Annotated in this window: 11 protein-coding genes; 6 read left to right on the top strand and 5 right to left on the bottom strand. The window is 65.7% G+C overall.

The window, feature by feature from the left end; genetic code table 11:
* The 6 genes from MJ602_RS08890 to MJ602_RS08865 all read left to right on the top strand — a co-directional run bounded on the left by MJ602_RS08890 (position 1) and on the right by MJ602_RS08865 (position 6,514).
* Complete coding sequence (locus MJ602_RS08890; RefSeq protein WP_243020409.1) at positions 1-1,350, top strand: sensor histidine kinase; 1,350 nt, start codon at positions 1-3, stop codon at positions 1,348-1,350.
* 126 nt (positions 1,351-1,476) lie between these two features.
* Positions 1,477-1,881 (top strand): DUF2946 family protein, encoded by a 405-nt coding sequence (locus MJ602_RS08885; protein ID WP_243020408.1) that lies wholly within the window; start codon positions 1,477-1,479, stop codon positions 1,879-1,881.
* A gap of 69 nt (positions 1,882-1,950) precedes the next feature.
* Entirely contained in the window at positions 1,951-4,323 is a 2,373-nt protein-coding gene (locus MJ602_RS08880; protein WP_243020407.1) for a TonB-dependent receptor, read from the top strand.
* A gap of 77 nt (positions 4,324-4,400) precedes the next feature.
* Positions 4,401-5,678 (top strand): sialidase family protein, encoded by a 1,278-nt coding sequence (locus MJ602_RS08875; RefSeq protein ID WP_243020406.1) that lies wholly within the window; start codon positions 4,401-4,403, stop codon positions 5,676-5,678.
* Positions 5,662-6,186, top strand: a complete 525-nt coding sequence (locus MJ602_RS08870; protein WP_243020405.1) for a hypothetical protein — start codon at positions 5,662-5,664, stop codon at positions 6,184-6,186. Before MJ602_RS08875 ends, MJ602_RS08870 begins: the two co-directional genes overlap by 17 nt.
* A gap of 109 nt (positions 6,187-6,295) precedes the next feature.
* A complete protein-coding gene (locus MJ602_RS08865) occupies positions 6,296-6,514 on the top strand; it encodes an HP1242/YdcH family protein (RefSeq protein ID WP_162014933.1) in 219 nt (72 codons plus the stop codon).
* 159 nt (positions 6,515-6,673) lie between these two features.
* Here the strand turns inward: MJ602_RS08865 and MJ602_RS08860 are convergent, their stop codons facing one another.
* The 5 genes from MJ602_RS08860 to MJ602_RS08840 form a co-directional block, all read right to left on the bottom strand.
* Positions 6,674-7,261: a response regulator gene (locus tag MJ602_RS08860; RefSeq protein ID WP_243020404.1), complete on the bottom strand. Its 588-nt coding sequence runs from the start codon at positions 7,259-7,261 to the stop codon at positions 6,674-6,676.
* A gap of 109 nt (positions 7,262-7,370) precedes the next feature.
* Positions 7,371-7,811, bottom strand: coding sequence for a CBS domain-containing protein (locus MJ602_RS08855; RefSeq protein WP_243020403.1), 441 nt, complete (start codon positions 7,809-7,811; stop codon positions 7,371-7,373).
* 22 nt (positions 7,812-7,833) lie between these two features.
* A complete protein-coding gene (locus tag MJ602_RS08850) occupies positions 7,834-8,889 on the bottom strand; it encodes a 2-oxoacid:ferredoxin oxidoreductase subunit beta (protein ID WP_243020402.1) in 1,056 nt (351 codons plus the stop codon).
* Entirely contained in the window at positions 8,886-10,718 is a 1,833-nt protein-coding gene (locus MJ602_RS08845; protein ID WP_243020401.1) for a 2-oxoacid:acceptor oxidoreductase subunit alpha, read from the bottom strand. The genes MJ602_RS08850 and MJ602_RS08845 overlap by 4 nt, the downstream gene beginning before the upstream one ends.
* Positions 10,715-12,547 (bottom strand): FAD-dependent oxidoreductase, encoded by a 1,833-nt coding sequence (locus MJ602_RS08840; protein ID WP_243020400.1) that lies wholly within the window; start codon positions 12,545-12,547, stop codon positions 10,715-10,717. Before MJ602_RS08840 ends, MJ602_RS08845 begins: the two co-directional genes overlap by 4 nt.
* Positions 12,548-12,720 lie beyond the last annotated feature (173 nt).

Genomic DNA, 12,720 nt, shown 5'->3' with positions numbered 1-12,720 from the left:
ATGACCGACCGCACGCAGCCCCAGCCACCCAGCCACCCCGAGGGCGTGGGCGACGACACCTGGCTGGACGTCATCCACAAGATGGACGAGGTGTACTCGCAGTTGCTGCGCGACGAGGTGGCGCTGGAGCAGAAGAACGCGCAGCTCGAAGCCTCGCAGCAGTTCATCTACGGCCTGCTGTCGTCCATGTCCGATGTGTTGGTGGCGGCCGATGCGCAGGGGCTGATCGAGCAGACCAACCAGGCCTTGTGCGAACTGGCGGGCCGCAGCGAAGACGCCTTGCTGGGCGCGCCCATGCAGTCGCTGCTGCACCCCAGCCAGGACGGCGCGGCCCTGCAGAACATGATGCACCGCGCCCTCACGCTGCGCCAGGGCCACAGTGTGGAGCTGATGCTGAGCGATGCCGCTGGGCAGCCCGTGCCGGTGGACTTCACCGCCACACCGCGTTACGACAGCCGCAGGCGCTGCATTGGCTATGTGTTCGTGGGCCGCCCCACCGCCGAGATCCAGCGTGCCTACCGCCAGTTGCACGAAGCGCACGAGGCACTCAAGCGCACCCAGCAGCAGCAGCTGCATGCCGAAAAAATGTCCTCGCTGGGCCGCCTGGTGGCGGGTGTGGCGCACGAACTCAACAACCCCATCAGCTTTGTGCTGGGCAACGTGCATGCGCTCAACCGCTATACCCAGCGCCTGCGCCAGTACCTGGAGGCCGTGCACGCCGCGCTGGGTGACCAGGAGCTGCCGGAGTTGCGCAAGCTGGCGCGGCAGTTGCGCATCGAGCACATCCTGAACGACCTGCCTTCGCTGATGGACGGCACCATCGAAGGTGCGCAGCGCACGGCCAGCATCGTCGATGGGCTCAAGGGCTTTTCGGCGCTCGACGGTGAGGAGCGCGAGACCGTGGCCATGGATGCGGTCGTCGAGCGCGCCATCCATTGGGTCAAGAAGGGCATGAAGCTGGACTTCGACGTGCAGTTCCAGCGCTGCCCCGGCTGTACCGTGCTGGGCAATGCGGGCCAGTTGCTGCAGGTGTTGATGAACCTGATCCAGAACGCCTACGACGCCGCCAGCAGCCAGGGCGGTGTGCTGCCGGTGCTGCGCATCACCGCGCGCCAGGAGCCGGGCTGGGTGGCCATCACGCTGCACGACAACGGGCCGGGCATTGCGCCCGAGGTGCTGTCGCACGTGTTCGAGCCCTTTTTCACCACCAAGCCCGTGGGCAAGGGCACAGGGCTGGGCCTGTCCATCAGCTACGGCATAGTGGAGCGCCACGGCGGCCAGCTCCTGGCCCGCAACCATCCCCAGGGCGGGGCCGAGTTTGCATTGCGGCTGCCTGCGCCAGGGGGCTGAGGCGCGTTGCATCACCGCAAGCAGGCCTGCGCCTGGGTGATCGATACAATCCGGGCCTGCTACCGCGCGGGTCTGTGCCTGCCATTCGGTGGCACCCCCCCACCTGCGCCTGAAGCTGTTTTCTCCATGACCGCGTTCCGCCCGTCAGCACTGCTCCGCCACCGGCTGGGTGTGTGGCTGCTCGCGGCGCTCACGCTGTGGGGCGCTTGCGCTCCCGTGCTGGTGCGCGCCCAAGCAGCGGGTGCGGGCATGGTGGGCATGGAGGTCTGCAGCGCCATGGTGGGGGGCATGCACGCCGACGCTGCGGTGCCGGGCGAAGACCCGGCGTCCCAGGCGGATCTGGCGATGCAATGTCCCTGGTGCCTGATGGCCCTGAGCCTGGCCCAGGCATTGCCCGCACAGGGCATGGCGACCTTGTTGGCCGACCCGGTGCAGGCCCCGCCCACCGCTGACCGCTGCGCCATCGGAGCGCGCAGCGCCTGGGTGGTGCTGCCGCCGCCCAGGGGGCCTCCCGCAACACAAACGCTATAAAAAACATAGCATCCTGCGCTTGATGGATAAGCGCTGCATGCCATTTTCATTTGTTTTTTGGAGTCGCTTGTGCGAAACCCCCGTTCGTCTTCTGGCGCAGCGTTGCTGCGCCTGTGCCCCCTGTCTGCCGCCCTGGCACTGATCCCTGCGGCCGCCCTGGCACTGATCCCTGCGGCCGCCCTGGCACTGATCCCTGCGGCCGCCCTGGGCCAGGGCGTAGCCACCGAGGCCCAGTTACAACCCATCAGCGTGACCGAGTCGCGTGCGCAGCTCGATCCCAACCTGCCCAGCAGCACGGCCAGCAAAACCGCCGAGCAACTGCGTGAGCAGAACATCTTCAACCCCGAGGACGCTGCCGCCCTGCTGCCCAGCACCAGCATCCGCAAGCGCTACTTTGGCGACCGCAATTCCAACGTGAGTGGCCGCAGCCATGGCGTGCTGCAGCCGGGCCGCGCACTGGTCTATCTGGATGGCTATCTGATCTCCAACTTTCTGGGCCGCTTCGATGCGCCGCGCTGGAACATGGTCAATGTGGAGGCCATCGAGCGCATCGACGCGCTGTACGGCCCGTTTTCGGCCATCTATCCCGGCAACTCCATCGGCACCACCGTGGTGCTCACCGAGCGCAAGCCCAAGGGGTTCGAGGCCTCGGCCAGCGTCAAGTACAACCACCAGGGCTTTGACGAGTACGGCACGCACGAGAGCTATGGCAGCAAGCAACTGTCGGCCCGCCTGGCCTCGCGCCTGGACAGCGGCCTGTGGTACGTGCTGGGCGTGCAGCACCAGGACAGCCAGGGACACCCCATGGGCTATGGCAATGCAGTGCGCGGTGCCACCAGCGGCGCCTTTGGCAACGCCTCCTCGGGTACACGGGTGAGCGGCATCCAGTACGACCTGGATCCCCAGGGCCGCGAGCGCGCCATCTTTGGTGCCACGGGTGCCGACCACAGCGTGCAGGACACGGTCAACCTGCGCCTGGGCTACGACCTGTCGGCCACCCAGGAGATCGAGGGCCGCATCTCGATGTGGCGCAGCGACAGCACCGTGACCAACACCACCTACCTGCGCGACGCCACGGGCAAACCCATCTGGAGCGGGGTGGTGAACGACGGGCGCTACAGCTTCAACATCCCGGCCAACACCTTCGCACCCAGCCAGCGCGACGAACTGCACCGCCAACTGGGCGCCACCTGGAAGACGCGCCACGCCACAGGCTGGAACGCCTCGGCCATGTTCACCCATTACCAGATGCTGCGTGACGCCAATCGCCAAGCCAGCCTGCCCCAGCCGCAGGCGGACCTGGGCGGCGCAGGCACGGTGACGCGGCGCGACGGCACGGGCTGGAACACGCTGGAGCTGCAGACCACCTACACCCCCACGGCCAACGATTTTGGCGGTGGCCGCCATGCGCTGGTGTTTGGTCTGCACCGCAACAGCTACCAGCTCGACAACGTGGTGAACAAGTCCACGGACTGGCGCCGTTCCGAATCCACGATGGACCAGAGCTACTACGGCAAGACCACCATCACGGCGTTGTATGGGCAAGACGCCTGGCGTTTCGCGCCCGACTGGATGCTCACCTCGGGCCTTCGTCTGGAGTCCTTCGAGGCCTCTGACGGCTCGCAGTATTTTGCTGGCCCCCCCGAGGCGCAGCAGGCCTTTGCCAAGCGCAGCCTGCATGCGGCCAGCCCCAAGCTGTCGCTGGCCTGGACGGCCGCTGACGACCTGCTGCTGCGCGCCAGTTTTGGGCGCGGCGTGCGCTTCCCCAACGTGGACGAGCTGTTCAACGGCACCAAGACCGGCAGCAACATCACCACCAGCGACCCCAACCTGCGCCCCGAGGTGTCGCGCTCCTTCGAGCTGGCAGCCGAGAAGTTCTGGGGTGAGCACTGGCTGCGCGCCAGCCTGTTTCGCGACGACGTGAAGGACACCATCCTGCGCCAGACGGACAGCACCGTCACCCCATCGGTCACGCGCGTGAGCAATGTGGACCGCGTGCTGACCCATGGCCTGGAACTCGCCTGGCAACTGCGCGACGCGGGCATCAAAAACCTGGACATTGGCGGCAGCGCCACCTGGGTCGATGCCGTGGTCAAGGCCAACGCCGCCAACCCGGCCCAGGTGGGCAAGCAATGGTTGCGCATTCCCAAGCAGCGCTACAGCCTGCAGGCCAGCTATCGCCCCAACGCCCGGTGGTTGCTGGGTGCGGCCTGGCGCTGGAGTGGCCGCATGTACAACACCGAGTTGAACATCGACACCCACCCCGACACCTACGGCGGCACCTCGCGTGTGAACCAGCTCGACCTCAAGGCCGCCTGGAAATTTGCCAAGCACTGGGAGTGGTCGCTGGGTATCAATAACGTGACCAACCAGAAGTCCTGGCAGGCACACACGCTGCCGCAGCGCTCGGTGCAGACCGAACTGCGCTACGCCATGCAGTAAGGGCAGTCCGCCATCATGCGCCGGTAGTGGCATGTGGTGGCGCGCTTCCCTGGTTTTGCCATATGGATGGGACTCTCATGAAGAACACCGCAATCTCTTTCGCACGCGCTGGCCTGCGCAGCGCGCGCGCCCTGGGCGTGGCGGCCCTGGCGCTGGGCCTGCATGCCGCGCTGGCGCAGCATGCAGGCCATGGTGCACCCGCGCAGGCGGCTGCGCCCAAGCCGACCAAGGAGCGTGCCCCACGCCCGCAACTGGGCACCGGTGCCGCCTTTGCGCCCGATGGCAGCCTGTGGATGGCGGCGCTTGATGAGCAGGGGCGTTTGTTCGTCCAGACCGCCCATGCCCAGGAAAAGGGCTGGCAATGGGGGGCGCCGCGCACGCTGGACACCAGCACCGACAGGATTTCTGCCGACGGCGAAAACCGCCCCAAGCTGTTGTTTGGACCCAAGGGCCTGGTGCTGGTGTCCTACACGCAGGTGCTGGACAAGCCTTTCACAGGTTTCATTCGCATGCTGCGTTCCACCGATGGGGGCAAGACCTTTGGGCCGCCAGCCACGGTGCATGCGGATCGCCAGATCATCACCCACCGATTCGAGTCCATCGCCTTTGACGCCCAGGGTGCGCTGCACACCGTGTGGATCGACAAGCGCGACCTGGAGACGGCGCCGCGCGTGGGCAGCAAATCAACCTACCGGGGTGCGGCCATCTACCGCAACGTGTCGCTCGACGGCGGCGTCACGTTCGGCCCCGACATCAAGGTGGCCGACCACAGTTGCGAATGCTGCCGCATTGCCCTGGCGCAGGGACCGGACGGACGCGTCCGCGCGTTGTGGCGCCACGTGTTCGAGCCCAATGTGCGTGACCATGCCCTGGCCGTGCTGGATGTGCAGGGCAAGAGTGCCGATATCGTTCGCGCCACCGAAGATGGCTGGCGCATCGACGGTTGCCCGCACCATGGCCCGGCGCTGGTGGCAGCGCAGGAGGGTTTTCATGCGGTGTGGTTTGGCATTCGCCAGGAAGGAGACGCTACAGTGGCGGGTGTGCGCTACGCACGACTGGCGACCGATGGGCGCCCGGAGCCTGGCAGCGTGCAGCGCATCCCCGATGCCCGAGCAGAGCATGCCGATCTCCAGGCACAAGGCTCCAAGGTGGCTGTGGTCTGGCGCAGCACCGACGGCGCGACCAGTACGCTCAAGGCCTGGACGTCCACGGATGCCGGAAAGACCTTCCGTGCGCAGGTGCTGGGCCAGGCCGAGGGGGACAATGACTTTCCCCGGCTCGTTCGGCACGGTGAGCGCATGGTGGTGGTGTGGCGCAATTCAAAAGAGGTGAAGATTCATGACATTGGTTTCTGAGGTTTCAAGTCGTCCGCCCAATCGGCGCGCCGTGCTGGCCGCTGCGGCGGTCATGGCCACAGGCGGCTGGGCGCAGCAGGCGCTGGCCGCCCCGGAGCGCAAGCGGGTCACGCTCAACTCGGTGTTGCCGTTCGACACCAGCACCTGGCAGCGTCTGGTGGACAAGGGCCCACGCCCGGCGGCCTACATCTTCACGACCACGTATTGCCCCAGCTGCCCCGAGGCGTTCGACAAGCTTTTTGCCCACATCCAAGCCACCCGCAAGATGGCTGAACTGGTCGTGGTGCTGATGGATGTGCAGGGCGCAAAGGCGTTGGAGCATGCTGGGCACTACGTGGGTGCCACGCGCATGTACACCTTCAATGGTTTCGAGTCCGCCATTCGCCAGAGCGTGGACCCGCAGTGGCCCAACGTCACGCCCTATGTGGTGCTGCTGGGCAAGGACGGCTCGGTGCGCCGCAGCATCGGTGTGCCTGATCCAGAGTTGCTCGGCAAGTGGCTGTCTTGAACCAGGGGGTTTTGGAGACACCGGCCTGGGGCTGGAGTAAAGTGAAACAAGGACAAGCTCTGCTCTCTGGAGTGGGGCCTGGGATTGTTGTCACCTGTGGAGGCTTTGAATGTTCCCTGAATACCGCGACCTGATCACCCAGCTCAAGACCACTGACCGCCACTTCCTGCGCTTGTTCGACCAGCACAACGAACTGGACCAAAAGATCAAGAACATGGAAGCAGCCATCAGCTCGGCCTCGCACGAAGAGATCGAACGGCTCAAGAAGGAGAAGCTCTCGCTCAAAGACCAGCTTTACTCCGTGCTCAAGAAGGCCGCGGCCGCCTGAGTGCGTTGTTCAAGAAACAGCCCTGCGTTCGGGTGCCGCACCGCAGGGTGCGCGCGCACGCGGGCCGGCAGATACCGATGCTGCTCAACACATGCGCAGTGTCGGTGTCTTGGGCATTGCGCCATGCCTGCGCGGCACATGCAATTTACCGACAAGTTCTCAAGGCACGGGTGAAATGTGCCCTGTGGAGTGCGAAGCGGCCTCGGCACCATCCATCTTGCGGCGGGGCACCAACTCGGGGTCCAGCAAATTCTCGATGCGGGCAAAGATCTCGTAGCGCGAGAACGGCTTTTTCATGAAGTCGTCCGCCCCGATGCGGTTGGCGTAGAACTGCTCGGTGGCGTGTTCGTTGCCGCTGATCATGATCACCGGCACATGCTGCGTGGATGGGTTCTTGCGGATGGCGCGCAACGCGCCGAAGCCGTTCATGCCGGGCAGGATGATGTCCAGAAACACCAGATCCGGCACCTCTTGCTCCATCAGCGTCAGGCCATGCTCTGCGTCCAGCGCCTCGCGCGTCTGGTAGCCCGCAGAGCGCAGCACCTTGCGCAGTGCTGCCACCACGGTGGGCGAGTCGTCGATGATCAGTGCCTTGGTGCCCTTGCAGGCATTCTTGCGGGGGCGGATACGGCGATCCACGGAACCCGGCGTATCGGAGTCTTCCGCGCTGAGTGCGGCAGGGGTGGTCGCCTTGGGTTGGGGGGCTGTCTTGCGCCCACCGCCCCACAGCCTGTCAAAGATACTCATGGTGCTGCCTTGTCTGGATGCAGGTTCGTCCGATTACAGGGGGGCAGTATCCCAGATCAGACCGTTCATAAATGTCGCCGCAGTGCTAATTCTTTGACATTCCAGGGTTCTACCCCAATGCGTCATTCACTTGGTCGTTGAACTCCGCCAGGCTCACGGCATCCCCAATCTCGCGGGGCAGGGCATCGCGTACCGAAAAAACACCGAGGATTTTGTTCGCCGGGGTGATGATGGGTAGGTGGCGAAAACCCCGCTCGATCATGATGAGCACGGCCTCGGAGACTTTGGTGTGGGGCTCCACACAGTGCGGGTTGGGCGTCATCACCTCGGATGTCAGGGTGGTCTGGGGGTTGAGTGCCTTGGCCAGGACGCGGGTCATCAGGTCGCGCTCGGTCAGGATGCCCAGCAACACGCCAGCGCTGTCCAGGATCAGCACGCTGCCGCAATTGGCGCGGGTCATCACACAGGCGGCCTCCCAGACGCTGGCCTGGGGCCCCAGGCTGACGACATGGCGCTGGGAGAGGGACTGAAAAACGGTGCGTTCGGCCATGGGGTGCTCCTTGTGCAGCGGCTCAGCGCAGGGACGCGTTGATCTTTTCCAGGGCCCGTGAGCCGGGGCACAACTGCGCGGCACCCAAGGCGTTGAGCGGCGTGTCGCTGGTGTTGAGCGACAGGTGCAGGTCGGTGGCCACCGGGTCCAGGTACAACAGGCCTGTGACGACTTCGCCGCGCGCATGGTGGGCATTCATGTAGCTGAGCGCGGCATAGCGGTCGGTGGGGTCGTAGCCCTCATGGAGCTTGCGCAGGCGCAGCACACTGCCGTCGTGCTGCTGCACATCGATGGTTTCGCCGGGCGCGTACTGGGCGGTGATCTCACTGTGTTGCGGCATGAAGTCGATGCGGCTCACAGCCTCGTTGTGTTGGCGCACATAGTCGTAGCTCTTGGTGCTGCCTGCGTGGTTGTTGAAGGTGACACAAGGGCTGATCACATCGATGAACGCCGCGCCGCCGTGACCTATGGCGCCCTTGATGAGCGGCACCAGTTGTTCCTTGTCGCCGGAGAAGCTGCGCGCCACGTAGGTGGCGCCCAGTTGCAGCGCCAGACCCACCAGATCCACGGGGCTGTCGTTGTTGATGACGCCCTTCTTGCTGCGCGATCCGCGGTCGGCCGTGGCGGAAAACTGGCCCTTGGTGAGGCCATACACGCCATTGTTCTCGACGATGTAGGCCATGTTCACGCCGCGCCGCATGGCATTGGCAAACTGCCCCAGGCCGATGGAGGCCGAATCGCCGTCGCCGGACACGCCCAGGTAGAGCAGGTCGCGGTTGGCCAGGTTGGCGCCCGTCAGCACCGAGGGCATGCGTCCGTGCACGGTGTTGAAGCCGTGCGAGGCGCCAAGGAAGTAGTCCGGCGTCTTGGAGCTGCAGCCGATGCCCGAGAGCTTGGCCACGCGGTGCGGCTCGATGTCGAGCTCCCAGCAGGCCTGGATGATGGCGGCCGAGATGGAGTCGTGCCCGCAGCCTGCGCACAGCGTGGAGATGCGGCCCTCGTAGTCGCGCCGTGTGTAGCCGACCTTGTTCTTGGTCAGCGTGGGGTGGTGCAGCCGGGGTTTGGCCAGGTAGGTCATGCGGCCTCCTTGAGCGATGCCTGGGCGCCCTGCAGATGCTTCTGGATGGCCTGGGCAATGAAACGCGCGGTGATGGGTGTGCCGTCGTAGTGCAGCACCTTGATGAGGCGTGCCGGGTCCACCTGCAGTTCGTTGACCAGCAGGGCGTGCATCTGGGCATCGCGGTTCTGTTCCACCACGAACACCTGTTCATGGGCTGCGATGAACTGGTCCACCACCTCGGGGAAGGGGAAGGCGCGCAGGCGCATGGCGTCCAGATGGACCCCTTCAGCCTCCAGAACGTCCAGTGCCTCCTGCATGGCCGGACTGGTGGAGCCGAAATAGATCACGCCCAGGGCCGTGGGCCGCGCAGCAGGGCGCAGCACCGGCTGGGGCACCAGGTCCGCTGCCGTGCAGAATTTGCGCAGCAGGCGCTCCATGTTGTAGATGTAGTCCGGCCCGCGCTCGGAGTAGCGGGCGTAGGGGTCGCGTGTGGTGCCGCGCGTGAAGAAGCTGCCCTTGGTGGGGTGGGTGCCAGGGTAGGTGCGCCAGGGAATGCCGTCGCCGTCCACGTCCTTGTAGCGACCGAAATCCTTGCCGGCTTCCAGCTCCTCGGCGGTCATGACCTTGCCCCGGTCGTATTGGCGCGCGTCGTCCCAGGCAAAGGGCTTGCACAGGCGCTGGTTCATGCCGATGTCGAGGTCGGTCATCACGAAGATGGGCGTCTGCAGCCGGTCCGCCAGGTCGAGCGCGGCGGCGGCGTGCTCGAAGCACTCGTGCGGGTCCTCCGGCAACAGCAGCACATGCTTGGTGTCGCCGTGCGAGGCGTAGGCGCAGGCGATCAAGTCGGACTGCTGCGTGCGCGTGGGCATGCCGGTGGACGGCCCGCCGCGCTGCACGTTGATGATGGTGACCGGAATCTCGGCGAAGTAGGCCAGGCCGATGAACTCCGTCATCAGCGAAATGCCCGGCCCCGATGTGGCCGTGAAGGCACGTGCGCCGTTCCACCCCGCACCCACCACCATGCCAATGGAAGCCAGCTCGTCCTCCGCCTGCACGATGGCATATTTGCTGCGACCGGTATCGGGGTCCACGCGGAACTTGTCGCAGTATTTCTGGAAGGCCTCGGGCACCGAGGAGGACGGCGTGATCGGGTACCAGGCCGCCACGGTGGCGCCGCCGTACACGCAGCCCAGCGCGGCGGCGCTGTTGCCGTCGGTGAAGATGCGGTCGCCCACTTGGTCGGCGCGCTGCACGCGGATGCCCAGCGGCGCCTGCAGGTGCTCGCGGGCGTAGTCGCGCCCCAGGTGCAGTGCGCGCACGTTGGAGTCGAGCAGCATTTCCTTGCCCCGGTACTGTTCGGCAAAGAGCTTTTCGAAGACTTCGGCCTCCACGTCGAGCAGCACCGACAGCGCGCCCACGTAGATGATGTTCTTGAACAGCTGGCGCTGGCGGGGGTCGGAGTAGGTGTTGTTGCTGATCTCGGTCAGTGGCATGCCGATGACTGCGATGTCGGGGCGGAACTTGGCGGCGGGGATAGGCCGCGTGCTGTCGTAGAACAGGTAGCCACCGGGCGTGATCTCGGCCACATCGGCGTCCCAGGTTTGCGGGTTCATGGCCACCATCATGTCCACGCCGCCGCGCCGCCCCAGATAGCCTTTTTCGCACACGCGGGCTTCGTACCAGGTGGGCATGCCCTGGATGTTGCTGGGAAAGATGTTGCGCGGGCTCACCGGCACCCCCATGCGCAGGATGGCCTTGGCGAACAGTTCGTTGGCCGAGGCCGAGCCCGAGCCGTTGACGTTGGCGAACTTGATGACAAAGTCGTTGATGGCTTCGATGCGCTTCATGCGGCCTCCGGCATGCGTGGGGTGGCGCGGGTGTCCCGGCACAACGGCCCGGCCTGCGTGGTGTCGAGCCGGAACTTCTGCATGTCCCAGGCGCCGGTGGGGCAGCGCTCGGCGCACAGGCCGCAGTGCAGGCAGACGTCCTCGTCCTTGACCATCACGCGCCCGGTCTTGAGGGGTGCCGACACCAACAGGTCTTGCGCCAGATTGCGCGCCGGGGCCTTGAGGCGGCCGCGCAGGTCGGTCTCCTCGCCGTTGCTGGTGAAGGTGATGCAGTCCATCGGGCAGATGTCGGCGCAGGCATCGCATTCGATGCAGGTGGCGCGGTTGAACACGGTCTGCACGTCGCAGTTCAGGCAGCGGCTGGCCTCCTTGAACGCGGTGCCGGCATCGAAGCCGAGTTCGACCTCGACGCGGATGCTGGCCAGTGCCACCTCGGCCTGTGCCCAGGGCACCTTGAAGCGGGCATCGTTGGAGACATCGTTGTCATAGCTCCATTCATGGATGCCCATCTTGGTGGAGCGCAGCAGGGTGCGTGGCGTGGGGCGTTGGCGCACATCCTCGCCGTGCAGGAAGCGGTCGATCGAGACCGCCGCCTCGTGCCCCTGGGCCACGGCGGTGATGATGTTCTTGGGGCCATAAGCCGCATCGCCGCCGAAGAACACCTGAGGCAGCGTGGACTGGAACGTGCCTTCGGTCAGTTGCGGCAGGCCCCAGCGGTCGAAGGCGATGCCCAGGTCGGGCTCGATCCAGGGAAAGGCGTTTTCCTGGCCCACGGCGATCAGCACCACGTCGCAGGGCACCAGCACATCGGGTTCGCCGGTGGGCAACAAGTGGCGACGCCCTTGTGCGTCGTATTCGGCGCGTACGACCTCGAAGGTCATGCCCGTGAGCTTGCCGTTGTTGTGCTCGAAGGTCTTGGGCACGTGGAAGTTCAGGATCGGGATGCCCTCATGCAGGGCATCCTCTTTTTCCCAGGGCGAGGCCTTCATCTCGTCAAAGCCGCTGCGCACGATGACCTTGACGTCGGTGCCGCCCAGGCGCCGTGCCGAGCGGCAGCAGTCCATGGCGGTGTTGCCACCGCCAAGCACGATGACGCGCGGCGCAATCTGCGAGACATGCCCGAAGGACACCGATGCCAGCCAGTCGATGCCGATGTGGATGTTGTCGCCGATCTCGCGCCGCCCGGGAATGTCCAGGTCGCGCCCGCGCGGCGCGCCGCTGCCCACAAACACTGCGTCGTAGCCTTGTTCCAGCAGTGAACGCAGGGAATCCACGCGCTGGCCGCTGCGAAAGTGCACCCCCATGTCGAGGATGTAGCCGGTTTCCTCGTCGATCACCGACTCGGGCAGGCGAAAGCGCGGGATCTGACTGCGGATGAAGCCGCCCGCCTGGGTCTCGCCATCGAACACCGTGATCTCGTAGCCCAGCGGCGCCAGGTCGCGGGCCACGGTCAGCGAAGACGGCCCCGCTCCGACGCAGGCCACGCGCTTGCCATTGGGCGGCGCGATGGTGGGCATGCGCAGCTTCACGCCGGACTTGTGGTCTGCCGCCACGCGTTTGAGGCGGCAGATGGCCACGGGCTCGGGGTGCGCGCCATTGCTTTCTTCCACCCGGCCGCGCCGGCAGGCGGGTTCGCAGGGCCGATCGCAGGTGCGGCCCAGCACGCCGGGGAACACGTTGGACACCCAGTTGATCATGTAGGCATCGTCGTAGCGGCCCTGGCCGATCAGGCGGATGTATTCGGGTACGGGGGTGTGGGCAGGACAGGCCCACTGGCAATCGACAACTTTGTGGAAGTAGTCTGGAGGGTCCGTGTGGGTAGGCTGCAAGGCAAGCTCCTGTCCTCGGGCCTGCAGCCACGATGGTGCAGGAAGCCAAAGTCTAGGCGTGTGGGCAGGGCGGTGGCTCTCGGGTAAATCCCTGGGTTGGGCGCGCGCAAGGCCGGGGACTTTGATGCGGGTCAGTGAATCGGTGCATGGACCCGGCATGCTGGGGCGAATCA

The sequence above is a fragment of the Simplicispira sedimenti genome (genome assembly GCF_022760965.1).
Lineage (GTDB): Bacteria > Pseudomonadota > Gammaproteobacteria > Burkholderiales > Burkholderiaceae_C > Simplicispira > Simplicispira sedimenti.
This window is presented reverse-complemented; position numbering and strand designations above follow the sequence as displayed.

Bases quoted from the DNA above. Each gene is read 5' to 3' on its own strand.
- MJ602_RS08865 (WP_162014933.1), top strand. From the start codon at position 6,296: ATGTTCCCTGAATACCGCGACCTGATCACCCAGCTCAAGACCACTGAC.
- MJ602_RS08845 (WP_243020401.1), bottom strand. From the start codon at position 10,718: ATGAAGCGCATCGAAGCCATCAACGACTTTGTCATCAAGTTCGCCAAC.
- MJ602_RS08855 (WP_243020403.1), bottom strand. From the start codon at position 7,811: ATGGCCGAACGCACCGTTTTTCAGTCCCTCTCCCAGCGCCATGTCGTC.
- MJ602_RS08890 (WP_243020409.1), top strand. From the start codon at position 1: ATGACCGACCGCACGCAGCCCCAGCCACCCAGCCACCCCGAGGGCGTG.
- MJ602_RS08870 (WP_243020405.1), top strand. From the start codon at position 5,662: ATGACATTGGTTTCTGAGGTTTCAAGTCGTCCGCCCAATCGGCGCGCC.
- MJ602_RS08850 (WP_243020402.1), bottom strand. From the start codon at position 8,889: ATGACCTACCTGGCCAAACCCCGGCTGCACCACCCCACGCTGACCAAG.
- MJ602_RS08875 (WP_243020406.1), top strand. From the start codon at position 4,401: ATGAAGAACACCGCAATCTCTTTCGCACGCGCTGGCCTGCGCAGCGCG.
- MJ602_RS08860 (WP_243020404.1), bottom strand. From the start codon at position 7,261: ATGAGTATCTTTGACAGGCTGTGGGGCGGTGGGCGCAAGACAGCCCCC.
- MJ602_RS08885 (WP_243020408.1), top strand. From the start codon at position 1,477: ATGACCGCGTTCCGCCCGTCAGCACTGCTCCGCCACCGGCTGGGTGTG.